This is a genomic window from Candidatus Uabimicrobium amorphum (genome assembly GCF_009002475.1).
Taxonomy (GTDB): Bacteria; Planctomycetota; Uabimicrobiia; order Uabimicrobiales; family Uabimicrobiaceae; genus Uabimicrobium; species Uabimicrobium amorphum.
Map to the genome: position 1 here is coordinate 3,092,606 of NZ_AP019860.1, position 25,810 is coordinate 3,118,415.

A 25,810-nucleotide genomic window follows, 5' to 3' on the forward strand; every position below is an offset into this window, starting at 1 on the left:
ATCTCTACGAATCGTAGAGATAACAAAGGTAAAATTACTTCTGTATAGAGAATATTTCTGTAGTTCTCACAGGGTTATTTCGGTCATTTGTTGCTTGTGCTTCTTTACTTTTCTTGCGAAAAGTATTTGGTATCCCATCGGGTAAAAACAAACCGTTATCATTGTAATGATATGAATGTCCACCAAGGATAAATAGCTTTTCATCGTGTTTAACTACCTGAGAAAACCCCTTAGATTCTGTTAAAAAACGTCCGGTGTTTTTCCAGCTACGCGAATTGAAGTTATATTTGTATATACTGCATGCATATTCGTATTCGAAAAAATATCCAACCTCGAACATGCCGCCGAAAACAAATAAATCATCCCCGATTACCTCTGCTGCAGGAGCAAACGTAGCAAAAGGTAGCGGTGGCATATCTTTAAACAAACCACTTTCAATATCAAACTCCGTAACCTTATCTAAAAAATTAAATTCTAGAGTTCCAATACTGAGCCCACCAATGAGATATATCTTATTGTCATGAGCGACCGCCGTAAAAGCACGTCGCAATGGTAAAGGTGCAAGAACATCTGCTTCATAGCATGTTTCCGATTCGAGATCGAAAATATCTATTTCGCGATGAAATTTTCCATCGTAGTCATGCTCAAATTTAGGTGTGCTGTCCCAACCACCAATGAGGTAAACTTTATTTTGAACCTTCACCGCAACGTTAGAAGAACGTTTACGCGGCATTCGACCAACAATTTCCCATACATTCTTTTCGGTGTCATATCTTTCGATAACATCTAAAGAAGTCCATTTAGGGGTATAGTCTGGTGAATAGGTAAAACCACCAAAAGCGTATACGTATTTTCCATGGGAAGACAAAGTAAATCCATGACATTTATGATTACGCCGTGCCACTTCTTCCCAAGTTTTCTTTTCAATATTGTAGCGATGCACTTGATTAGAGAACGATTCAGGAGGATAGGTATGTTCTTTCCCTTGATGACCTCCTGCCACATAGATATAGCCGTTGTGTACAGTCGAGCCAAAAGAAGAACGTGATGGTGCTGGAAAAGGTTCAAAAGTTTCGTGTTTGTAAACTGCGTTTCCACTAAAACGCGGAGCATAAAAAGTGGCATTGTCTGCACTTACAAACAGCTCTGCTTTTGGATTTTTTGCCTGCCAGTTAGCAACTGTATATATCTGCAAAGAACCGGAACGATCCGAAGCGAAAAACAAGCTATTGTCAGCACGAAAACTCGGCGCATAGTCGTTATGTCCATGTTCCGTAACGCGAAAGCGCTTACCTTCTATGCGATCATACACCCACACGTTCCAATGCTCACCTTGCTTCGCTGTGTAGGCAATCCAACGATCATCGAAAGATACCGAAGGGGCCATTCCCTGAGCAATCACCGTTTTGGATTTTTTTGCACGGTCATAGAACACAACTTCTCTGCCATCATCAGATTTCGTCCTATGATATACCAAAAACGAAGCGTCAGAAGAAAGATGTGGAAAGTAACAAGAAGCTCGATCCTTAACGACTTCATAGCTTCCCTTGTACTGCATGACATTATCGCTATTTGTTGTCCACAAACCTTTGTTTTGTGCTTTGAGTAGGTCAACTATGGCGATTTGATTTTTATAGTCTTGAGATTGACTAAAGGCGAGATAACGCATATTACGACTGTAACGAGGATGGAAATGTGTGCCTGAATTTTTATTCCACTTACGCACGGATTTACTTTGTAAGTTCGTGGAGAGAATGGCAAAACCGTATTCTCCTGTCGACTGCATGTAAGCTATATTTTGTCCATCAGAAGAAAGATCGGGGTATAGGTGCCAATTTTCGCCAGATGTGACTAGCGTTTGATTTTTACCATTGGCTTTGGCCAAAACAATTTGCTTTTGTTTGTCAAATTCTTTCATGAAAACAAGGCTATCCTCAGCAAACATGTTTACGATAAAAGAAAGCGCCAAACAAGTAATGAGATATTTTCTCATTTTTACTCCTTTGGTTAAGTCTCTTTTTCTGCGATCGAGAATCAGTCTCAATAAAGGTGCGCAAAAAATGATAATTTTTGTACAACTTAGTTATTTAAGTTATTTTTACATGTAAGTCAAATAAAAAAAATGTAACCATTTCTATGAATATATAAAACAAAAATTTCACACTTCACTCAAATCTAACCTAAATTAGACTTTGAAAATTGTTTTGTGATTTCTTATATTGATTTCTAAAAGTAAAGTACATTTGATATCTAACGACAAAGAGAAAAGTAAATGAATAAAATATGTATAATTGCGATATTGGCCATATGCACCGGCTGTGGTTCGTATTGCAACCTAAGATCAAAAGAGCCGCAGTTCTACGGTGGATTTGTAAACGCCATCACTCTTCGTCACTATGGTGACTCGTGTAAAGATTTAAATCTTCGCAATTGGGGATATGCCGCTGCTTTGGCGTTTCCTCTGATGTTTTTAGATCCTCCCGGAAGTTTAGTGGTCGATACTTTGACACTACCACTCATTCCATTTTGGGAATCCAATGAGCAGCAAAATGTACGCGAGCAGGAACAAACGCAGCGCAAAATTGCTGCGGTAAAAGAGCAAAAAATAGAAAAAAAGTCACCGCAACAACTCATGACATTATCGCAAGACAAAGATGAACAAAAAAGAATGTCAGTAGCGGCAAATCCAAACACCCCACCGCAGACACTATCACAATTGGCAAAAGACCCTTCCAACTTAGTGAAAATGCTCGTCGCAGAAAATCCCAACACACCAGAAAAAGCACTTGTCGAAATGGCCAAAAGCGAAGGATTGGATGTGAAAGTACGTCTTGCCGAGAGAAAAAACAAACCGGTATTGTTGCGTTTAGCATATGATCGCAACAAAAAGGTGAAATTGCTAATATCTAAAAACACCCATGCTCCGCAAAAAGCCTTAGCCAAATTGGCGGAAGAAGATTATGTCGATATACGCATATCTGTGGCACGTAATCCCGCAACATCCAAAGAGACATTACAAAAACTGACCAAAGACAGCGAAGAAGTCATTCGTAAATATGCCCAAGAACAGTTGAATAAAAAATAAGTGTTCTCACAAAAAAAGCCCTTAGAAAACTAAGGGCTTTTTCTCTTAATGCACTCCAACTTCTTCATTTCTTCATTTTTTGTTCTAGCCGCTTTTTTTCGTCTACTTTGCGCTGGAGATTTTCCTGTTGTTCCTCAATTTCTTGTTCCACTTTTTGTAGTTCTTCCGTTTTGTCGTTTATTTTTTGTTCCCAATCGTAAATGCTCGCCGCGATAAAAGTGCGTTGGAAAACGATAGTTGTAATTGCCAACATTACAACTATAACAATGAGAACGATATACTGATTTTCGCTAATTCCCAACGGTAATTCTGATGTTTGCTGAGCCTGTTCGGGAGAGGAAACATCTTTTCCGTATTTTTTTCCCAGCTGCTGCAAATGTGCAATACTTTGTGGATCTAACTGTTGTGTTAGTGACCAACTATCCTCCGATTTACACTCTTTATACAGCTTGTAAAATGTTTTGGCCATAATACGTGCGTTTGGCAAACGTTGCTCCGGCTCTTTTTGCAATGACTTTTGCAGAAGATGTGATATCTCAGTATAAATTTCTCTTTCCCAACTAATCTCCAGCGAAATTTGCTCTATTAGAGGAGGTAAATCTTTGCCAGTAATTGCCGCCATGGTGGATACAATATTATTGCCTGTCGCAAACGGAGAGTCTGCTATATTCAAAAACAGTTGATATAAAACAATTCCCAAAGAAAACACATCACTATTCGCCGAAACTTCCCCAGCCACTTGCTCAGGACTCATGTAACCAGGCGTACCAATGGGCGTATTCGTTCTTGTCAAGCCATCCATTTCGTTTTGTATTGCTCGTGCAATACCAAGGTCGAGTATTTTGATCACTTTTTTGTGGCGGTCAATCATGATGTTCGTCGGCTTGATATCGCGATGGATAATCCCCGCGGTATTGATGACGTCTATCGCAGTTGCCATTTGAAAAGCAATCGCTAACTTCGCTTTCAAAGTCGTTTGTGCACCGTGGTCACAAATAAAATCTTTTACTAAAAGACCATCGATGTACTCTAGTACCAGAAAGAACGATTGTTTTTGTTGGAAAAAGTCTAATGCCTTGATCACATTGGTGTGCTGAATAGAGGACAAGAAATAATACTCGCGCTTGAAACGTTCCGTAACAGCGGCAGTTTCATTTAAGATAATCTGCTTGATGGCAACATGCTTTTTGCTCACGACATCAAGTGCCAGATACACCTTCCCCATACCACCCTTACCGATTACTTTTTTTAGTGCGTATCGTTCTTTGAGAAGTTGTGTGGTCATTTTAAGCTTTCATGTTCTATTGTACAGTGAGGTAACCCTCGATCTAAAAGTTCGATTATTTCTGGCGTCAACAATTCATTGCCTAATAAATTTAAATTCTTCAGTGGCATTCCAAATATCTGTTCGATGGTATGACCTTCGATTTTATTATCTCTTAAATCTAACTCTGCCAAACGTTTTAAATGTGGTATTTGTTGAACACCTTCGTCCGTAATACGACAATAACGCATACCTAAATAATAAAGTTTAGGAAATTTTTCCAAATGTGCGAGATATTCATCTCCGATATTATTGGCGGAAACATTCAAATAGTGCAATTTTTGCATCTTGGGTAGCTTTTCCAGAGCTTTCCCACTAATATGTGTTTCTGATAAGTCGAGTTCTTGGAGATGAGGAAGAAATTTAAGTCTTCCCAAATAACCGTCCGTTATTTTCGTTCCTGCCAGATTCAAAGATGTCAAGTTTCTCAATCGACAAATATGTACCAAACTTTTACTCGTTATCTTGGTGTTTTCTAGATTGAGGACCTTCACTCCTAAAATCCCCTTCGAACGCGTAAAAATCATTTTCAACTGCGCATTATTAATATTCCGATTGGCAAGGTCGAGAACGTTTCCTTCCACCAATTCAAAAACATCATCAAGGATATCTAAGCCACGTTTTATCACATTGTCATCACGATGTTCTTCGTCGATATGCTCATCAGGATGTTCATCTAAGTGATCTTCATCACGTTCATCTAAGCGATCTTCGCGACGTTCGTCACGATGCTCCTCTTCTTCGCTTAGAGCCTTAAAATTTTGCCATTGCTGTTGTTGCTCAGGAGAAAGGTTCTTCACACAACGGAAACCAACAAAGTTATCAGGGATGTGTGCCGGGCGTTTATGCCTTTTTGTGCCAGATTGAGGAGATATAAACCACGAACTACCGCGCATAACTTTTGCTCCTTTTTTGCGGCGCACCACTGGATTTATCTCGTATTCTTCTTCGTAAAGGGAATAAGTATCCGCGCACCACTCGATGACATTGCCGGCCATGTCATGTAAGCCAAATGCATTTGATTTTCTCGTTCCCACAGCATGATGACCTTTCCCTGCGTTATGTCGTGTCCACGAGTATTTTCCATTGTATTTGTCTCCCCAAAAGAAAGGTCTTCTTTTACTACCTGCGTAGTAAGCATATTCCCACTGTGCTTCTGATGGCAAACTCCACCCTAAATCTTTACAAAAAGTGTGCGCTTGATTCCAAGTGATGTTTTCAACAGGGTGCTTACGCCCTTTTATTTTGGAAGGATTCTCCCCCATTATTTCTGTCCATACTCCTTGTGTAATTTCGTATTTTGTCATCAAGTATGCCGAAAGTTCCACAGTATGTATGGGACTCTCCGCCCTTCGACGACTCCCCATTCGAAATTCACCATCTTCGATGAGCGCAAATACTACCCCAGTCTTTGTATGGCGGTACTCGTGAACTGCATTTGTCACCCGGGCGCAAGTGTATTCGCGTATTCCTTCGTAGGTATAGCCTTCTAAGAAAATAGGTACTTCTTGCTGCTCTTCTTTTGCTTCCTCTATTTTTACGCGTAGTCTCTCTATAAGTGGTTTTTTGGGCAAAATTTCTTTTTTTGTGTCGCTGACAATGTTTTCTTTGACAACGTTTGTTTCTTCTACCACTTTTTTATTTTCCTGTACCGTGGGCTGCACCGTAGTATTATTCGTCACTACCTGATTATTTTTCGCCGTAGAAATAGATTCTTGAATGGTGGTAATTTCGACATCGAGACCGCGGATCTGAGCCTTTATGTTTTTTAGATGCGCTTTGCGACTTTGTACTTCATCAGAAACCTGCTTCCACTGTTCTTCCATGTCCTCGCGATGAGAATACAGTCGTTCTTTCGCCAGAAAAGTTGCAGTCACCGCTACCAACGCAATTGTTCCCACAATAGCAATTTTTCTTGTCATCTACACATACCTTTTTTTCAATTATTTTAAGTCTTCGCACCGAATAACTAAGTATAGTATCGTGGTAAACGACACAACTCATCATTTCGTACATCTTACCACATAACATCGCGATTTTGAAGTAGACATATCATTATTGCAAACCATAACACCAAGTGTCGTCATTTGTCATCAAAGTATATTCTGTAAATATTTTATTTCTTCAGATACATTTTCAGGGCAGACATACCTGGACACTTCATCGCGCATAATTTGCCGATACATGTCAATCATTTTTTCCAAGGTTTGCTCCACTTGGTATTTCGTCATAGAAAAGTATTCTGCTAATGCTAAGAAGGAGGGCTTTTCTCGGAAAAGAGGCATGCAGAAAGATTTATATTTTTGACTTAGATATTCACGATTGTGGCGCAAAATGCACTTTTCAATATAGTCAGAGAATGTGTCTTCCAAAAAAGAACGTTTATCATAAACAGAATTTGTGAGTGAACCACATATAGAGTTTTTCGTTAAAATAAAGTTGTTGAGATACGCACAAATTGATTTCTTGTTTGCTACTATTGTGCTATTTGGCGACAAGTGTTGAAAATGTTCCTCCAGGCGTTTTTTTAAAACACCCCAATCGCGATTTTTAAAATCGATCCCATAAAAGCAATAGTCTTCTTCAAATACTTTATGCGGTAAATGATCGTTTTCAATTATTCGATTTAACTCTTGAGAGATGAATTCGTACTTTTGCCGTCTTGTCAAACTTAAAACGTTTGAGTTGCGCATATTCACATTTTCTTTCTGTAATTCGTGAATCAACACATCGATCTGTACAAAAGAGGAAGGTTGAAATAAAATACGATGACTGTATTGGTAGTAAGACTTAAAAATAAAATAGTCATTGGTTGCTTGTTTTTCGTATTGCACATGCATGCGATTATCAACTATGTCTAAAAGCTTTTCAATCCAGTAACGATTGAATCCTTTTTCCATTTCTTTTTCTAAAAAGTCATAGCTGTGCACTATGCTATTTTCAAATGCATTTTGTTTCTTGTGAAACTTATCTTTCAGAAACCTTGCTAGGGCCACCAATATAAATGTACGAAACTTGCCTTTTGTTTGCGACACCCTTTGAATCCATTTATTTTCTAGAAAAGTAGTAAAAAATTCCTGGGTCAGATCTTCGGCATTTTCCTTGTCATATCTTTGCACAGATTTACACACAGGTAACCAGTAGTCACGGCATAGTGTTTCAAGTGCTGCGCTATTCTTATTTTGAGCTTCGAGTATTTGCGACCAATGGGTAGTTTTCCACATAATTTACCTACTTTTGCAATGGTGGTATTTTTTCAAGTTGGCTTTGGCTTGATATTTTATTATATTTTTTCATTCTATATTATTTATATAATATGACTACCATAGTATTTTATTACGGCAAAAATTTTTTCATTTTTTTTGCAAAACTTCAGATAAAAAAATATATCCTTCCAACTATACAAGTAGAGAACCATGTCAAATATTGTGTTAACAATAAAATATTACTCCTGGGAGAATAAGACTTTACGTTAGAAAGAAACTTATGAGAGACTCACAGCAAATACATGATCTACTTGGTTTAGGAATGTTCAGCAACGAACACGATGCAACTTCTAAGGATCTGAACCTACCCAAAGATTTAGAACTGGATTTGTCCTGCGGAAAAAAAATAAATCACTATCTTTTACTCAGTGAGCTAGGTCGCGGAGGGATGGGAGTTGTATTTAGTGCCCTTGACACAAAATTAAACCGAAAAGTTGCGCTAAAAATTATCGTTTTGCCCAATCGCAACAGCGCCGACCAACTGCTACAAGAAGCAAAAGTTGTCGCACAATTAAGTCACCAAAACATTATTCGCATTTTTGAAGTATACCACAGTCCGGTATTCTTTTTTACCATGGAGCTAATAAACGGAATATCTTTACATCAATTCATATATAACCATAGTAAGTACGTCAAAAATAAAGAGTACTTTTTTAAAATAGCCACCATTTTTGCGAAAATAGCGGATGCTTTAAATTTCGTTCACCGCAAAGGTATTGTTCACCGCGACATAAAACCTGAGAATATCATGTTAGATCGTGACTTAAACCCTATTGTGATGGATTTTGGTATCGCCAAAATAGACACAAAGACCATGACGAACGAATTTTCTGGTACACCAATCTATATGTCTCCGGAGCAAATACGCGGCAAAAACGTCACCTTCACCACTGATATTTATTCTCTGGGTGTTACCCTTTACGAAGCAATCTCAGCACAACGCATTTTTCAAAACGATACAATTGTCAATTTATTTTATCAAATCATACATGACGAACCCATTGCACTTAGGTCTATTAACCCCAAAGTACCCAAAGAACTCGAAGCCATTTGCTTTAAGTGCCTAGCCAAAAAAGTAAATAAACGCTATTCCAGTATATCTGGCCTAGCGAAAGATCTACGAAAGTACATGGCGGGTAAACCGGTTTCGGCAAAATCCGTTGGTAAGATAGAAAAATCGTTGAAGTGGATTGCGCGAAATAAATTATTGACAACCACTTTAGCGTGCGTTATTGGCATTGTAACTCTATTGCTGTACATCTCTTTTAAAGAGAAAAATTACCAACTAAAGGCTGCCCAAAATAAAATCACTGCAGAACAGAGATTACAACGTCAAAAAGAGCTACTATACGTAACAAAAGACCTACGACTATCCTATCTGTCAGCGCAACAAGGAAAATTCAATGCCGCGCAAAAATACTTAGATGAAGCAAAAGCTCATTACAAATACCCCGAACAGGCGGTAGAAATTAACTGGTTACAAAATAAAATTGCTCTTTACAAAAACAAATCAAGAATTGTAGAGGGGAGAAAAATTGTGACGATGACCACTGGTTTTGCTGTAATACAGTCATCGTCGATTGTATTTTATAATGCAAAATTACACCCCCAAAAACAAATTTTTGTCGATCATGTGATGACGGCAGGGATCAGCCCTGATAGTAAAACAATGGCTGTGGTTCACGGACAAAAATCTTACTTTATCACTCTGTATGATTTACAATCACAACAAATTCTTTTTCGCGATAATTTTGATTACCAGCATGAGTCACAGTGTTATTTTTATTCTAACAGTATTCTGGTTTTATCAGGAAACAAGTACGTCAAAATTTTCCAAATAAAAAACGCACAACTCCTAAAAATAAAACAATTTTCTCATCGCCAAGGATCATTTCATGTAACGTCAATAACCCAAAAAGGCAACGTACTACTTTACACTCATGGTGAACGAATTTTTTACTACGATTTTTCTAGAAAAAACTCCCATCGTTTTATTTTTTCAGGAAATCATTCTATCACTAGCGCATACGATCGCGACTCTAACAATTTAGTTGCTGCTACATCTGATACTCTGTATTTTTTGGATAGTAAAACATTTACCAAGAAAAAGGTAGTTCCCAAACAAAATTTTCATACTCCGGTGAAAATATCCACAAGTAAAGATTATATTTTTATACTAAATCAACGCGGGGAAATTTTTATTGTCAACAAAACAACAAAAAAAGTGCGACGCATGAACAACGAACAGAAACTCATTGATTTTGTCATATACGAGAAAATGTTAGTTAGTATCAGCCAAAAAACACTTTTTGTCTATGACTACAACAATCTTGAAAACCCAAAAAAGCTAAAAGAAAAAACAGATGCCGCATCTGTATCTAAAAATAATAATTCCTTCAATACAAATCCTGGGTTAAATGAATTACTGCACTACGAATTGCACAATCATAAATCAACAAAGATTTTCGTATCCCCAAAACCTTTTGCGCGTATGTATCACTACTTTCTTAAACCTAAAAGTAACGAAGTGTTCTATATGACCACCTCTCCGAAAGAAGTTTACAATCATACAAAAAAAATTACACATCTTTTTCCCGATGGAGTTTATAAAACGATTTATGCTCCGAAAAGTAACTTGTTATATATTTACAATCGCAAACTGGGTATTGATGTGTGGTGTTTACGAAGAAAAAAAGTTATCGATAAAATCCCTGCGGTAGGTAAAACTGTTTATGTCCCTGAAGCAACTATCTGTCCAGATGAACGTTACATTGTATTTGCATTTAATTTTTTTGTAAAAGGTAGTTTTATTATTGTTTTCGACACCAAAACACAAAAATATCGCAAAATCAAACTACCATATCGCGGCAACAACGTGCGCTTACAAATTTCGCAAACAAAGAAGTGTAACTTACTCATCCTATCTTTTGAAAAAAACATTCAAGTTTGGAATTTCGATCAATTATTGCATGGCGAATATGTCCATCTCTCATTAAGTAGACATAGCTATAACGTTAGGTGTTTTTCTGCTGTACAAGAAGGGAAAAAGTTAGTGTCTGTAGACGAAGGAAATCGTGTGATTTTTTGGAACATTACCTTTGGGTACTTATTGAAAGATAGGTTACTGCTAGAACTAGATACCAACTACGATATAAAGGACTGTGTTTATTTCGAAAAACGCAGTCAATTGGTTACCGTAGGCCGTGAAATTCTATTGTGGGATTTTGGCCATAGGACCAGAGATATAAAATAATCAAAAAAAAAATAAAAACAAACTAAAAGCATAGCCACCTCGTATAGAATACAAAATAAAAACAAAATAGAAATATTATTCTCATAGGTGGTACTATGTTTTATTCAAAAATAAACGGATACTTTCCATACATTTTCCATCAAAAAATTACGTTTTTCACGATGGTTTCGCTGCTTTTGATATTTCCTTTACTGGACTACTTAGGCGCATATTTACTTCTATATATCTTTCCCGTTGCCAATTGTATCATGTCACTTGTTTGCCTTTTTGCATTAAAAGATATAAAAGACGTAAATGGCTTAACGATGACTTTATACTTACTTCCACAACTAATTATTGCCAATGCCTTCACCAGTGTGATCGGTTATTATCATCTTATTATCGTTATTGTATTTTCTTTTCTCACTTTTCAGTTATATGCTTTTGGCAAGGAAAATAAAAAGCTAATTGCGATATCTTGTTTTTTCTCTTTGACGATGGTTGCTTTGTGTCATGTGGTTTCCCCTAACATTTATCTATGGCTGCACCCTGTCGTATTCTACTCCATATTTATAGCATGGCTCCTAGAGCGTATAAATGTGTTTCATAATGAATATCTACACAAAACTTTCTCAACCATATTACTATGTATGTTACCGTTTTTAATTATTGGCCCCCTATACCTACTCTATCATTATGATTCTGTTTTTTTTATCATAGGTATTGCCATCATTGTCGATTTATCTATCTCTTTTACACAAGCTTCGTCAGTTCCTGTACTGCCAGAAAAAAAATCACAACTAACTCCAACAGTGTGTAATTACCAGAAACAAACGCAGCAAAAAACATGGTCAAATCTAGACCTCGATATACTCTTAGGGCAACTTGAAACAGCATACATCAAAAAAAATAATGCGAATGCATGGAAAAAAATTACCAAAATAATTTCGCCAGCGCTCGACAACTACCATAAGCATGATGATAGCAGTTACATAAAGCATTTATTCTCTACAACGAATAAAGTAATCGAACAGACTTCTTGTGATCTACAAGAATTTCAAAAACCCTTCATAGAACTTGTCAAACAACATCGCCTAATTTTGCAGCAACGGTTGCCTTTTAATTCATTGGTACACATGTACACCATTTTACAAAAAATAGACTCTCCCTCTTGGCAGCCATATGTAAAACTTCTCACCCAACAACTGAAAGTAACATCAAACACCAGTTTTGTAGGTTGGTATCGTACCGTAGATATTGAAATTGATGATAACGATTTTGTCACCAATAGGTTAAAAGATGCACCTTCTGCCGATTTACCTCGTCCACTAGCTCTAAAATTTTATTTTTCAAAGCAAAAGAATGTAAAAGTAATCAACGCCGAAGCATACACTAGTTGTTGGATAAAAACCAATAGATCTTTGGTATACAATTGTGACAACGAATATACAAAATTTTCCATAAGTTATCATGGACTCATTACGCAAAACAAACCAGGATTTTTTCGTTATAAAAACCTGTGGGGCAGTAAGAAAATTCCTTATGAAATAAAAATTTCACTGCCGAAAAACTGCATATTGCACAATGTAAATATTACACCGTTAACCCAGGAAAAAGTTGATTTTACCACAATAAAAACCCCACAAGGCAATGTGCAAGTACATATTCTCCCTGTGAAAAAAAATAATGTGGCGCAACCGTGGCTGGCGAAAATCACTGTGGATTATGAAAAATGTTCGGAGTGAAGCGATTGTAGAGAAAGAACAGACCGATCCCGTTCTTGAGTAGCGATCCTGTTAGGGGTAGGTTTTTTGTCAAACAAATATAAAGAAAAAACAGAAGCTCTTTCACTAAAAAGTCCCAGGTTGTCATCCCAAGCCCATTGGCTTAAGGGTAAACACTTATAATAAAAGACTTGCCTACTCGTGTTCTCTGGAACTACAAAACCACCATAGGAGTGTCATCCCTGACTTGATCAGGGATCCAGGCGCTTTGAAGTTTACTTCATATTGTGGATTCCTGCTTTCGCAGGAATGACACCTTGTGGTAGTTCCGTTTTAATAAAACAACAGCTTGCTATTGGGCATGGTCATCCCTGACTTGATCAGGGATGACACCCGGAGAAACTGTAGTTTGAAACAACATCTGTTTTTACTACAAGTACCTTTTATCATATATTTTATGCAAAACTTACCTTGCCAGGATCGGAAACGGGATCGCTATTTTCGGTTTTTGTAGATATCGTCGATAACCACACATAAATTGCGTGCATATTGTTCCCAGGTAAATTTTACAACACTCTCACCGGCTTTTTGCCCCATCGCGAAAAGTTCATCGCGGTGGTGATAACAATACAATATCTTCTCCTGTAGTGCCTTCACATTCCCATGTGGCACTACAAAACCATTTTCTTTTGTCACGAGATCTTTGCTTCCCACGTTATCGCTAATGATCACAGGCGTTCCACAAGCCATGGCTTCATTCACGACCATTCCCCAGCTATCCAGATAGGAAGGTAAAATAAATACATGTGCTTTGTGAAAGTGTTGTACCAGCTCGCTATGCGGCAAAAAAGGAATATGCGTAAATAAGCTTTGATCGTATTTGGACAGAATATCGTTGTGGTCGTTGGCACCGACGATCGTCAACTCACTGTTTTTTAGCTGTAGCTCTTGAAGGGCTTCCAGTAGTAAATCAACACCTTTTCTTTTGATAACAGATCCAACAAATAACATCGAAAACTTTTCATTTTGCTGGTGTTTTTTGCACTGAAAAATAGACAAATCCGCCCCCAGATTCACAAGGCGTATTTTTTCCTCGGGTATTCCGTTGTCACGCAGGGAATTGTATGCTAACTGCGAAATACACAAAATATAGTCACTGTGCCGGTATTCGATTTCTTTTCTTTGGTTAATGGCTTTGGTTAACTGGTGATCAAAATCGTCACCATCGAAAATTTTTTCCAAAGGTGTGCAATATTCATAATGTACATTTGCTAGATCTAAGACCGTGGTTATTCCCATTTCTTTAGCGGTACGAAAAGTTTCCGCACAGGAAATTTCGTAACCAACAACAATATCAGGATGTAATTTTTTGAGCCTTTTTGCGGCAATGGAATCATGAGTCTGGTGTTGCCAGTCTACTAGATATTTGTTAAAACGGCTTCGTGTCAATTCATTGAGTAACACGCGTACAACTTCGGCAAAAGGATGTTGCTCGACATAGTACGCGTCTATCGGTTCATAGGAACGTTTTGCACAAAATGCATTTATTTTTCGCTGTAGCGCTTTGGGTAAATATCGAAAATACTTATAGGGAAAACTTTGCGGTTTGTGCCATGTAGAACAAATGTATTTTTGCAAATACCGTTGTTGTTGCAATGCATATACTTGTTGGTGGGAGTGTAAACGAAAAGGTGTGGAAACGACAATTTGCGGTTTTCTCATTACTTGCTGCTAAAGTTTTGTAAAAAAGGATACAAAAAGTTTTCCATTCCGGTGTATGGCGGTTTTTGTGTGGGAATGAGCCCTGGCGTGTATCCCTGGCGAATAAAAGGTTCCAAGAGTTTAGAATCGCGACAAATAATGTGAATAGGCACTGCCCATGAAGGATTGCTTCCGGTGATCGTACCATGTGGTTGGTGGTCTCCCAAGACAATGATCAGACTATCATCATCTATTTTTTGCGCTAAATAATCTTCAATAGAATGAAGTACATAATCAATAGAACGCACATACCCTTCCGTGGCATTTGACAAATTCGGCCATACAATCGGATAGGTTATTGTTTGTGTATCGTGATACAATGCTCCATCTTTCAAATTTTTCCAGTCTTCTATATACGGTGGTTGAATGTGAAAGGGAGCATGACTTGAAATAAGTACATACTCAACGAATAAAGGCGGAGAGCTTTTTTGTACTTCCTCACGATGAATATAATCAATCACATATTGGTCGGTCATTGTGCACCAGCCATATTTTGGTCCACGGTAATCGAAATGCCACGCATGGTACTTTTGATCGAAACCGAAAAATTTACCAGCAGGCCATGGCTTCGTTGTTCCTGGCATTACAGAAATAGCACGGTATCCGGCCTGACGAAAATAATGCGCCATTGTCTTCAATTTTGAACCGAGTAGCATATCGAAAATAATTTGATTGAATGTCTTCACTCCGCACGACATGGCCCCGTGAGCGAGCCATGAGTTTCCTCCAAATGTCGGAGAAATAATAAAGTGCGAACACACATTGTATTGCTTTTCTTTTAACATAGCCGAAAAGCTGTCTAAGCGTGGTTGAAGAAGTTGCTGATGACGGGCTTTGTCGAAAATTGTTTTTCCGTATGATTCCACAAAAAATAGCAACACGTTATTTTTACGTAAATATTTTAAATCATAAGAGGTATTTTTTGCGGTTTCTTCAACATTTTCAATTAGCTGCCGGTACTGATTTTCGTAATGCGGTTTATTGTTCAGAAAATCGACTTGTGCGGCAATTTCTCTTACACAAGATGGATGAAATACATACACCCCGCTTGCATGTAGTAACAATAAGAAAGACATCGTCGCCAAACTAATTTTTTTGTGCTCTTTTATCTCGGCTGTACAACAATGTAAACATTTATGGAGCACCCAGTACAAAAATCCCACAACACTAACAGTGACCACACTTCCTAATAAGAATTTCCATAAAGGCAGCGAATGGTACACAAAGTGTAAAAGATCGGGAATATATGCCAGATCAATGTAGAGATTAAAAGAACGATGAAAAAACTTCGGCACAGCAAAGAAACTTAATTTACACAATGTCACCAAAACAATGGTGGTACTCGCAACAAAATACAACCACGGATTTTTTGAAGGAAATATTTCTATGGTAATAAAAAGAGCGAGAAGTACCGCGAAAATTTCGGGAGCGACAAACAGCCCAAAGAGTACGTTGTGGTGTTGCCATACATTCGCAATATTTGCGACTATATTTAGCAATAGAAATGCGCAAAGAAAAATAGCGATTTTTTTCATGATGTCGTAGTCCGCTCTAAGATCTCGATCATTTGCGGTACAATCTCATCCGCGTTTAATTGCAGAAGCTCTTGTTTTTCGTTGCGTAGTCCAGATAGCAAAGCACTGACTAGGCCGAATATTTGGTTGTCGTTTTGTGGTATTTTGAGATTTTGCTGTGGTAATTTCTTCAAGAGATTTTCGATACACACCTTCAAATGTGCATAGTCCCCAGGAAATGATGGTAACTCTGGATCAATCCACTCAACCTCTACGCGTATGTATGGTTGTTCCTGCAATAGTTTGCGAATCAAAAACCGTCGTTCTCCACGCGCAAAGACAAATATTTTATCTTCGGCAAGCGAACGCAGTGAAATTATTTGCGCAGAAGTTCCTGTTTTGTGAGGAATCGCTGGAGGTCCTACCTCGGTTCCTTCTTCAATCAAACAAATCCCAAAAGATTGTGATTGTTCAAAACAGCGCGATATCATATTTAAATAACGCGGTTCAAAAATTTGCAGAGGGATTACTTGATAGGGAAATAAAACTGTGTGCAAAGGGAAAAGATCAATCACTACTGTTTCCATCATATCAACCTAACTACAAATTTTGTACATGGCGTCCAATTGTTTTTCATTGCCCACCACAATAAGAATATCTCCACCAACAATAAGATCATCGGCGAGAGGATTAAAAATAAAATCACCACCTTTTTTGATACCAATGATGATAACCCCTGCTGTTTGGCGCACTTTTGATTCGCGAAGAGTCATCCCTGCAATCGGAGAACTGTCAGCAACGATAATTTCTTCAATGGTAAAGTTTGTCTTTTCATCAGGAGTGATAATATCCATAAACTCGACTATATTTGGTCGAATAGCGGCAAGAGCCATTTTTTTTCCTCCGATTAAGTCGGGAGAAATGACACGATTCGCTCCGGAGCGCCGCAATTTTGTCTGCGAAGTAGGAGACTCCGCACGCACAACAACGAAAATGTCAGGATTCATCTCTTTTGCTGTTAGCGTGATAAATACATTATCCGCGTCAGAACCAACAGCCCCCACGAGACCTTTTGCATGAAGAATACGCGCTTTGGTTAGAGCATCGTCTGCCGCAGCATCGTCGTGAATTGCGTAAAAACCGTCGTGAAGAGCGTGCTCTGCCATCACTTGATTTGATTCAATGACAATTGTTTCAATACCCCGAGATCTAAGTTCTTCACAAACTTGACGTCCGACCTTACCGTAGCCACACACAATATAGTGATTGGCGAGATTTTTTATATCTTTTTTCATTTTTCTCAGTCCAAAAGTTCTGCGAATTTCACCTTCGACGATATATTGAGTAAAGGTACCTAAAAAGTAACCCATAACTCCCACACCCGTCACAATTACCACAGAAGTAAACATTCTCCCATAGACAGACAATTCATGGATTTCTCCATAGCCAATAGTCGTTACCGTAATCAATGTCATATAAAACGAATCGAGCATGTTCCATCCTTCTATATAACTATAGCCGAATGTACCAGCAACGATAACCATTATCAGCAGAAAAAATACGAAAAAAAGTCTCTTTTCGAGATTGATAGATTGTCGGACACCAAAAGGTTTTCTTATTATCATTTTGCAAGTTTTCTAGTTAAATTTAGAATGCGACCAAAAACTCCGGAGCGCATATCCGCCAAACCACTTGATATATTATTGTAAAAATTTATTTGTTCAAGTATATCCTAAAAAAAATTTGTTTGTAAGTATAAAAAAACTTAGAATAATAATGAGAGATCAAATACAAAAATTATTTAAATAATTTTTCCATAATGTTTTATGGATAAAAAAAGGATGAAAGATGACAAATAAATTTTCACTTTTTTGTCAGAAGCATCTGCTTGTATTACTGTGTTTTGCATTTGTGACAACCTCTTTATCTTGGGCAGACGAGAAAAAAACACAGTGGCCAGCGGAGATTTCTAACAAAGAACGCATCCACGTTTATAAAAAAATAAACCCCGCTCTCAAAAAAATGCGCGCAGAAAAACGCAAAGTAAGTGTGGGAGTTTTTGGTGGAAAATTATATCGTGGCGATGTGATCAAAGTAGGAAAAACCAAATTTACCATTGTCGATTACAAAGGTAAGCAGCATACGATAAAATACAATAAAATTCGTACTTCATACCTAAGTAAAATCATTCCAAGTAAACAACAAGACGGCATGGTACTACACTCTTTCGGTTTAATCTCCTTACACGAAGGCGAGAAAAAATTTGCCAAAATTTACTTTGATCGCGCTATTAAGCAAAAGTATAGCAAGTCTAAAGAATATGCAAGCCGTGTAGCCGATGACCTCGACAGTCAACGTGAAGAATTCCTTGCACTTAAGGAAAAAGAAAAACAAGATGAGTTAGAGGCGAAGGAAAAAGCGAGGGAGGAAAAGAAGCAATCACGCTTAGCAAAAGAGCGCTCAAGAATACCCAATATCAAATCCCTTGGTTCCAGTGAATTGGATGTAAAGGCGAACTCTTTTCCTGGCAAATACACTATTTTTAAATTTGGTGCACCGTGGTGACGTGCCTGCGTACAATTAGAGCCTCAGGTTGAGGCCATGGTAAACAAAAATAGTAATATGGTTGCTTTGCGTAAGGTAAATATTGAAAGATGGGGATCTCCTGTTGCGAAACAATTTTCACTACGTGGTATCCCATATTTTGTTATTACAGATCAACGAGGACAAGTGGTAGACAAGGGTGGATCAAACCTTTTGAGAAAATACCAACAAATGTTCGCAAAGTAAAATTTTATAATTACTCCGTGTTTCCACGGAGTAATTTACATTTCTACTTAGAATAACAACGAGTAGAATATATCTGACCGGAAGAATAGACAGGATTTGAACTTTTTCCTGGATCGTGAGAACCATACCCGCCTGATTTTGCACCAGTTAGAAGTACGAAATGCCCACCAACGTAACCAATCACGTGATAACTAGAGAACAATGAGCTAGAAAGTGATTTTTTTCCAGAATAAGACAAATAAGGAACTTTTGTCCAAATAATTAGGTTATTTTGATAACCACCATTGCTCTTCAAGCGATTGTTAAGATCTCGTGGTGTCCAATTGATGATATTTGCCGCAGAACTCATCGCACAACCGTCTTTACCGATCGTTGTACCATTGTACTGCCCCATCTTGTCATATTTCCACTTGGAGTCAAATTGTTTGTAATTGCTGTACCAACGCACTGTCTCATCGCTAACTTTTTGTACAAACTCAATGCTCGCTTTTTTACCAGCAATGGCCGGTGTATCTGATGCTAGAGCAGTACACTTTGCTGTCGACAATATTTCGCGTGTATTTGATTTGCATACTTCAACAACAACATTCACTTCTGCTCCTTGCGCCCAATTGTGCACCGCAAGTTCCATTTGCTGTGGAAGCATACCAAGAACTTTACGCTCTGTACTACTACCTTCAAGAGTGATATAGTATTTTTGTCCATCTACAGTGTAGTACATGTAGGTGTCCCAAATCTTACCATCGAGACTCTCTGGTAACTTAACTTCAATTCCCATATTGCCGTTGTCTTTTGCTGAACAAGTCAATTGAATATCGTTCGCAAAAACACAACTCATGACAATGAAAAATAGAGTTATATATTTCATAAACTTACTCCCCTTATAAAATAAAATCATGTTGAAATGTACAAATGATGTGTTTTTATTATACAAAATTTTTCGCGAATTACCAGGGTCTGCCATCATTTGAAGTATTACCTATTTTCCCGGCTCGGAAGCGGGCTCGGAAAGTTTCACAGGTCCCGCATAAGAAATTCACTTAACGCAGCACATTTTTTCCAAATTCTTACATACTGTTTTGCGTCACAATCCTCATTGCCTAACACATTTTCATAATTCGGTCCATCGCCCCCTTGGTCTTCAAAAGAGTCCGTAGGCGAAAAACTCCAAGTGATATTATCATTCGCGGTAATTCCAAAAGGAGCGTGATCGTACCAAGTTATTCCGCGTGTTGTTGTGTAATGACGATATACACGGAGGTTTTCGCGTGTAGTATCAGGAGACTTTTGAGCCAAATGCTGTGTGATCGCGATCGTATTTAACTGCGTTGCTTCTAAATATTGTTGGTATTTTTTCTGTAAACCGTGATGCAAGGCTAACTCCGCATTTTTTTGTTTTTTGATGATATGATCTACCTTCGCCTCGATGGTAAAAATATCGTTATTGGCCGCGTAATTCCATAACTCATTTTCATTGAAGTCTAAGCTGAGAATCAATACGTAAATACGCGCCAAAAGATGGGGTAAGCTATCTGTGGGAAAACGACGAACTAGTCTTTTTAATTGTGGAAGATTATTTGCTTCTTCCCACGAAACGCGCTTATCGCGATAAAACCATTCATAGACGTCTTCACAATCAAGACTCCCGGCAACTGGATGTAGAATATTCCACGGTTTATAAGGTATGTGTAGATGGTCATGTAATTTTCTCCACACCGCAGGAACAGAAGCAATGGCGCGAAACTCTAGTAAGCGTAAAGGCGAAGGATTAAAAATCTGTAGTGTATTCATAAAACGTCGTAGAGGATAGACGTTTTCATCCGCAGGGTGTCCCACGCTCTCGTGAATCAAGACACCATGAATATTGAAATAACGCAAGTCATCTTTGTAAAAGTAGACATAGCCTTGTGTAGGATTAAAAAGCGATGTCTCCCCGGTATTTGATATGCGAATTTTCTGTGGAGAGAAACTGGGGGAGGATGCCAAAGCACTATAAATACGTATGTTACTATGAATTGCTTTGCGCAAATTGCGCGAAATTTTTTTGTTGCGAAAATGTCGACTTATAATGCGATCATTTTTACTTAATCTTTGACGTAATTCTTGGGGGGAATGCGAAGAAAAATACTCAATGTCTTGAAGGGATGTATTCCACGAGCAACCTGTTACTAAAAGCAGGATGCAAAGTGGAATACGAAAATTTAATTTTTGCTTCATTTTTACCTTATGATTTTAGGCTACTAGGCGCCAAACCATACTCATCATTGGCCTCCGCGAGCGGCAACTACTGTCGTCGTTTTCTTCGAAAAAGATAGTTCTTGCACGATGGATATACACGCCAACAGAATTTACTTTGATGTCCATAATTTTGGCGATTTCCTTGTATTTATATCCTAAAACATCGTAAAGAACAAAAGCTTTTTTCTCTTGCTCGGGTATCTTGGCAATTTTATCTTGAAAATCGTATAGTTCGGCAGACATTTGTCTTCTCCTAGGTTTAAATGTATTTATGTTGACGAGAAAACTCACTTTGGGGTTTCCTCTACACAAAAGCTAAATCGCAATGTTCTCTGGAACTACAAAACAAAATGGTTTTGCAATTTTGACCGTAAGTAATAACTGTACAACACTTTATACGATCAAATTGTGCAATTCCAACAGCAAGTTGAAGTAGTTTCATTTTAATAAAACAACAGCGAGCTGTTGGGCACGGTCATCCCTGACTTGATCAGGGATCCAGACGTTTCAAACTTAAATTTTGTGTTGTGGATTCCTGCTTTCGCAGGAATGACACTAGTATTTTCTTTTAGTGTTTTCACCTATTATAAAACGTAGACAAAAGACAATGTGTTGGATTTTATCGTCCCACATACTGTCCATTTGTCAAATCAGACAGCGTATGTAAGTATTTGTATATGTCTGAATACGCTGTTTTTTCTTTGTTTCCGTCTTCCGTAGGGGGGTAACCAATCGCAATAGTAATAATACGCGTCTTACTACCTTTTTCCTGCTTTTTACGGATATAGTCTAAGATTTCTTTTTGTAAATCTGCAGAAGATTTTTTCGGGGCGTATGGCAAACCATCGGTTAAGAGGAAAATAGCGTCCAGATTACCATAATCTTCGTAGGCAATTTTTAAAGCTTCGTGCACGTATGTGGAGCCACCAAAACGCAACTTTTTCTTTAACCAAAACATAGCCCTGTTTTTATTTAAATCATCCCCCGCAGCCATTAGACCTTTTTTCGAAGGATAAAACCTCATGGTAGAAGAAAAAGCGATCACCGAAAATTCTTCCACATCGCAATGCTGTAAAACCTCGCCACATGTATCGATAATAACTTTTTTCCAATGATTGGCAATAATACTTCCCGATTTATCTAAAAGAAATACGATGCGTTTGTATTTGAGCTTTATACCAAAAAGAGATTTGTCGCCTTTTTTTTGCAAGGTCTTTTCTAAAGTCTCTATCGCATCTTCTTTTTCTTTTATTTCCTGTTCGCGTTTTTGTATTTGCTCCTCAATGCTCTTTAATTGCTTTTCCTTACTAGTAAGACGATCTATCAACGACTTGTTTTGCTGCTCAATTTTTTCGGAAACAGCATTGATTTCGTCTAATTGTTTTTGGGCAACTAGTTTCTGATCATTGATATCTTCCACTTTTTGCTGCAACTCCTTGTTTTTCGAAGCAACTTCTGTGGCATTTTCGCGCAATTCATCACGAGCTTTTTGCGAAACATCGTATAGTGCTTGTAGTTTTGTATACTGTGCCATCAGCTTTTGCAGCTCTTTATTGGTGATTTCTTTTTGCTGGGTAATCGCCTCCAAAGCGTTATTTTTTTCCTCCAACAATTTATTTTTTCTCTGCAAATCCTGATTGACTATTTGACTGCGCATTTGCGCTTTCTTTAGTTTTTCCATCGCGACTTGCGCTTGATTTTTTGACGCCTCGGCTTGCTGGAGAGCTTGCTCCGCAGCATGGGCTTTTTCTAAGGCCTTACGTCGCGATTGTTCTGCAAGAAACTTACTATGCAACGCTTCTTTCTCTGCATATTCCGCGATATTACGTGCTTCGTTGGCCATGTCGCGCGCTTTTTGTGCATCTTCGCGGGATTTTCGCGCAAGGTTGCGTTCCGTTTTTGCTTCGGCAGCTTTCTGACGATACTTTTCAACAGTGGTGTTTACTGTGCTGTTTAGGTGTTGGCTATTGATCACAAAAATAAGAATCATCGCCCCTAATGCACAGCAAAATACATCAATAAAGGAAATACTAAAAACACTTATTTCGCGTTGTTTTTTCATTTCTTTTCACCTAGACTCAAGTTGATAATAAATTTTTCTTGGCAAAATAAATCAACAGAGTTGAGTAAATCTTCCTCTTTGCGTTGTGTACTATATAAAAAGTACATTAGAACCATACTTTCCACCAAAGCAATCAGCGTGGTGTCAAATGCTGTCCCCAAGGGCTTTGTTACTAAAGTAATGTCTTGTGCGATAAAGTCGACATTTGACAATGCGGCGCCAATTCCCATAACAGTTCCAATAAAACCCAAAGAAGGGATCGCCCAAGCGATGTAACGCAATATGTTATAGGAAGACTCTATATGTTTCTCTAGAGTATCAAGTCGTTTGGTAAAAATACCAAGGACTTTTTTGGAAGTTTCCGTTACCAGACAGTGATCTACTAAAAACAATAACGTCTGCACAACCATGGAATTGCGTACTTTTTGTACCTGAGTTCCCCCATGAAGAATCCGATTGCGTAGATTGTCCACTTCACTTCTCTGGCTAATAATACGGCAGCTATCCAGATTTTTTTCTAAGGTGGTTAAGGCATTTCTTTCGGAGTTGATCAATATATTTTTATTGATAATGCTAATGAGTCCCCAAAAGAATAGAATGTACAAAGACGCATAGATAAACATCGCAAATGCATAGTCATCAATTGGTCCCAGCATTCTTCCTAGAGAGACATCTAAAAATTTGTCGGAAAAGAAAAGTATGGCGTAAAAAAGTACACCACTTGCAAGTCCCATAAAAAAACAAGCTGATGTGTTGGGGACTAAAAAAGTTTTTTTCGTACTCACCGCATTAATTCCTCAAGTATTTTGCTATGGATTCCGTAAACGAGGTTCTTTTTTCCATCAGAAAAAGAGACAACCCCCACAATCTTTCCTTTTTTGTTGATAATAGGTCCTCCAGACGACCCGTTGGTTTGATTGACATCTAATTCAACAAAATCAGGAGCTTTGGATTCACTAGAAACCTTGCCTTCACAAACAACAGGTTTTGCTACCCCATTTTTATTGAGTAGCCTTCCCCCACCTAAAGAATAACCCAAAACAATCACTTCTTCACCGACGTTGATTTGTGTTTCTTCAATGATGCGCCATTCACTATACTCTTGTTTTTTCTCTTTGTCGGATAGCGAAATCTTCAAAATTGCAAGATCTCCATTGCTGTTTTTTTTGTGAACGAGAAAGTCATCAACCTCTTCGTATTCATCCTCGGCCATACGATGAATTTTTACAGAACCAATTCCTGTATTGTTACCGAAAGTGTTGAAACTATTTTGCAAAAGATATGTAGATTTTTTAGGATCTAGCACTTGACTATTGTACGGCCAAAGAGCGATATGCTGTTCGGCAATCTCAACACCCTTCTCATCAAAAATTTTGCCATCTTTTTTGCGATGTTTTTCAAACTTCCACGATTCGATGACATGCTTGCAAGTGACAACATAGTAGATGTTTTTTTCTTGAGCATCTTTTTGTGCAATGAGAAAACCCGTACCCGAAGCCATCGACTGTTTGCTATTTTTGTCAAATGTTGCGATATAATAGATATTTTTTTGATACAGCTGCATTGTATTCGGAGGATTGATCATTCGCTGCAAATTCGAGGAATATTTTTTGAAAACAAACACGGTACCTAAAATTACCAAAGCAATAATTACCGTGGTAATGAGTCCCGTCATGAGAGCTTTCATTCCCAATGATTTTTTTAGCGCCGGTAGCGAACGGTGGTTGTTGCGTATTTCCCAATAATCACCTATGCGTAGAATTTGATTTACCCCAAAACGACTACCATTACGTGGGTCGGCGTCTATTGTCTTTTCATCTATAACAACGGGTATGTCTAAACCACCTATTTTGCGAATGGAAAAATAATCCCCCTCAAGAGGCACTTCTATTTCCGCAAGGAGAAAAGGAGCATGCTCATCGTTAATGTGGAATGTCGCTTCATCGTTTTTGCCTATCGTATATACGTTACCTCTTTCTGGAGAGGGGATAAAGTCGGACATTAAACACTTCTGAGGTATTCGTGGCATATGGAATTTGTTCACATCGTGTAGGAGGGTAAATGTACTTCCCACCTGCAAACACTTTTGATAACTTAAAATACGATTCTCATTTTTGTGAACTTCGCTACCATCGATACTTACAACAACACTGCAATTATCGTCTTTATTCAAAACGACATGGTTGCCTTCCGCAGGTACGGTTATTCGCGCGATCATTCCCGATATGGAAGGATCTGAAATAGAAATATCGTGTTTAGAATCTCCCCCAAGAGTATACTCTTTGTCGCGCTCTAGAGAATCTACAATATCAGACAAGCGCTTGTGCACTTTGTGAACTTCTTCATGCCCTTCAATATAAAAACGGATCTTAGGAGCGTTTACCGCAACCCCTAACTTAATGACACTTCCAGATTGTAGTTTACTGTCATTACCAACTTTTTTTCCGTCGATAAAAAGAGGGTTGTCTTTTGCAAGGCAACGAATAACATAACTCTCATCTTCAATAGAATAAGCAATAGATGCTTGTTCCTCCGCAACATATTTGTCTTTATAAGTAATACGATAATCGCATTGTATACTTCGACCTATCAAGAAGTAAGGTTTTGTTGTGATGATTTCACAAGTCTTTGGTGCAGCGTTGGGAGAATCTAAACTAAGTAGATTAAATTCAGCAATAACAACCCCTTGTAGTTCCATAGATGATTGCAGTCCAGCTTCTATTTCGCTTGAGTTTTCTTGTTCTTGCTCTTGCTCTTGCTCCTCATCTTGCTCTTTTTGATCAAAAATGACATCCTCTTGCGGCTCGTCCATCT

General features: G+C 38.1%; 18 protein-coding genes and 1 pseudogene. 5 read left to right on the plus strand and 14 right to left on the minus strand.

Annotated elements, in window-relative coordinates; genetic code table 11:
- Positions 1-34 precede the first annotated feature (34 nt).
- On the minus strand, positions 35-1,993 hold the full coding sequence (locus UABAM_RS11000) for a Kelch repeat-containing protein (RefSeq protein ID WP_151968053.1): 1,959 nt from the start codon (positions 1,991-1,993) through the stop codon (positions 35-37).
- A 279-nt stretch (positions 1,994-2,272) separates the two neighbouring features.
- Between UABAM_RS11000 and UABAM_RS11005 the strand changes: the two genes are divergently transcribed.
- Entirely contained in the window at positions 2,273-3,085 is an 813-nt protein-coding gene (locus tag UABAM_RS11005; protein WP_151968054.1) for a YceK/YidQ family lipoprotein, read from the plus strand.
- Between the two features lie 64 nt (positions 3,086-3,149).
- Here UABAM_RS11005 and UABAM_RS11010 read toward each other — a convergent pair whose 3' ends face one another.
- From UABAM_RS11010 to UABAM_RS11020, 3 genes are all read right to left on the minus strand, one after another.
- A complete protein-coding gene (locus UABAM_RS11010; protein WP_151968055.1) occupies positions 3,150-4,370 on the minus strand; it encodes a serine/threonine protein kinase in 1,221 nt (406 codons plus the stop codon).
- The gene (locus tag UABAM_RS11015) at positions 4,367-6,331 is read right to left on the minus strand and encodes an SUMF1/EgtB/PvdO family nonheme iron enzyme (protein WP_151968056.1); all 1,965 of its coding nucleotides are present in this window, start codon (positions 6,329-6,331) and stop codon (positions 4,367-4,369) included. The genes UABAM_RS11010 and UABAM_RS11015 overlap by 4 nt, the downstream gene beginning before the upstream one ends.
- 171 nt (positions 6,332-6,502) lie before the next feature.
- A complete protein-coding gene (locus UABAM_RS11020; protein ID WP_151968057.1) occupies positions 6,503-7,633 on the minus strand; it encodes an RNA polymerase sigma factor in 1,131 nt (376 codons plus the stop codon).
- Between the two features lie 262 nt (positions 7,634-7,895).
- On the opposite strand from UABAM_RS11020, the gene UABAM_RS11025 reads away from it, so the two are divergent.
- Positions 7,896-10,928 carry a serine/threonine-protein kinase gene (locus UABAM_RS11025; RefSeq protein WP_151968058.1) on the plus strand — a complete coding sequence of 1,011 codons (3,033 nt, stop codon included), beginning with the start codon at positions 7,896-7,898 and terminating at the stop codon, positions 10,926-10,928.
- 95 nt (positions 10,929-11,023) lie between these two features.
- Positions 11,024-12,652, plus strand: coding sequence for a hypothetical protein (locus tag UABAM_RS11030; protein WP_151968059.1), 1,629 nt, complete (start codon positions 11,024-11,026; stop codon positions 12,650-12,652).
- Between the two features lie 474 nt (positions 12,653-13,126).
- On the opposite strand, the gene UABAM_RS11035 is transcribed toward UABAM_RS11030, so the two are convergent.
- The 4 genes from UABAM_RS11035 to UABAM_RS11050 are packed head-to-tail and all read right to left on the minus strand — an operon-like array spanning position 13,127 to position 17,531.
- Positions 13,127-14,353, minus strand: coding sequence for a glycosyltransferase family 4 protein (locus UABAM_RS11035; protein WP_151968060.1), 1,227 nt, complete (start codon positions 14,351-14,353; stop codon positions 13,127-13,129).
- On the minus strand, positions 14,353-15,927 hold the full coding sequence (locus tag UABAM_RS11040) for a sulfatase-like hydrolase/transferase (RefSeq protein ID WP_151968061.1): 1,575 nt from the start codon (positions 15,925-15,927) through the stop codon (positions 14,353-14,355). Before UABAM_RS11040 ends, UABAM_RS11035 begins: the two co-directional genes overlap by 1 nt.
- Complete coding sequence (locus UABAM_RS11045; RefSeq protein ID WP_173013246.1) at positions 15,924-16,481, minus strand: LON peptidase substrate-binding domain-containing protein; 558 nt, start codon at positions 16,479-16,481, stop codon at positions 15,924-15,926. Before UABAM_RS11045 ends, UABAM_RS11040 begins: the two co-directional genes overlap by 4 nt.
- A gap of 21 nt (positions 16,482-16,502) precedes the next feature.
- Positions 16,503-17,531, minus strand: coding sequence for a potassium channel family protein (locus tag UABAM_RS11050; RefSeq protein WP_151968063.1), 1,029 nt, complete (start codon positions 17,529-17,531; stop codon positions 16,503-16,505).
- Positions 17,532-17,754: 223 nt separating this feature from the next.
- Between UABAM_RS11050 and UABAM_RS11055 the strand changes: the two genes are divergently transcribed.
- On the plus strand, positions 17,755-18,471 hold the full coding sequence (locus UABAM_RS11055; protein ID WP_151968064.1) for a hypothetical protein: 717 nt from the start codon (positions 17,755-17,757) through the stop codon (positions 18,469-18,471).
- A gap of 18 nt (positions 18,472-18,489) precedes the next feature.
- Positions 18,490-18,696, plus strand: a pseudogene (locus UABAM_RS11060) (hypothetical protein); the annotation flags it as partial.
- 43 nt (positions 18,697-18,739) lie between these two features.
- Here the strand turns inward: UABAM_RS11060 and UABAM_RS11065 are convergent.
- The 6 genes from UABAM_RS11065 to UABAM_RS11090 all read right to left on the minus strand — a co-directional run bounded on the left by UABAM_RS11065 (position 18,740) and on the right by UABAM_RS11090 (position 25,808).
- Entirely contained in the window at positions 18,740-19,564 is an 825-nt protein-coding gene (locus UABAM_RS11065) for a hypothetical protein (RefSeq protein WP_151968066.1), read from the minus strand.
- A gap of 146 nt (positions 19,565-19,710) precedes the next feature.
- Complete coding sequence (locus tag UABAM_RS11070) at positions 19,711-20,913, minus strand: hypothetical protein (RefSeq protein WP_151968067.1); 1,203 nt, start codon at positions 20,911-20,913, stop codon at positions 19,711-19,713.
- Between the two features lie 15 nt (positions 20,914-20,928).
- Entirely contained in the window at positions 20,929-21,177 is a 249-nt protein-coding gene (locus tag UABAM_RS11075) for a sigma factor-like helix-turn-helix DNA-binding protein (RefSeq protein ID WP_151968068.1), read from the minus strand.
- A 376-nt stretch (positions 21,178-21,553) separates the two neighbouring features.
- Complete coding sequence (locus UABAM_RS11080; protein WP_151968069.1) at positions 21,554-22,996, minus strand: hypothetical protein; 1,443 nt, start codon at positions 22,994-22,996, stop codon at positions 21,554-21,556.
- Positions 22,993-23,781 carry a MotA/TolQ/ExbB proton channel family protein gene (locus UABAM_RS11085; RefSeq protein WP_151968070.1) on the minus strand — a complete coding sequence of 263 codons (789 nt, stop codon included), beginning with the start codon at positions 23,779-23,781 and terminating at the stop codon, positions 22,993-22,995. Before UABAM_RS11085 ends, UABAM_RS11080 begins: the two co-directional genes overlap by 4 nt.
- Complete coding sequence (locus UABAM_RS11090) at positions 23,778-25,808, minus strand: trypsin-like peptidase domain-containing protein (RefSeq protein WP_151968071.1); 2,031 nt, start codon at positions 25,806-25,808, stop codon at positions 23,778-23,780. Before UABAM_RS11090 ends, UABAM_RS11085 begins: the two co-directional genes overlap by 4 nt.
- Positions 25,809-25,810: the final 2 nt, after the last annotated feature.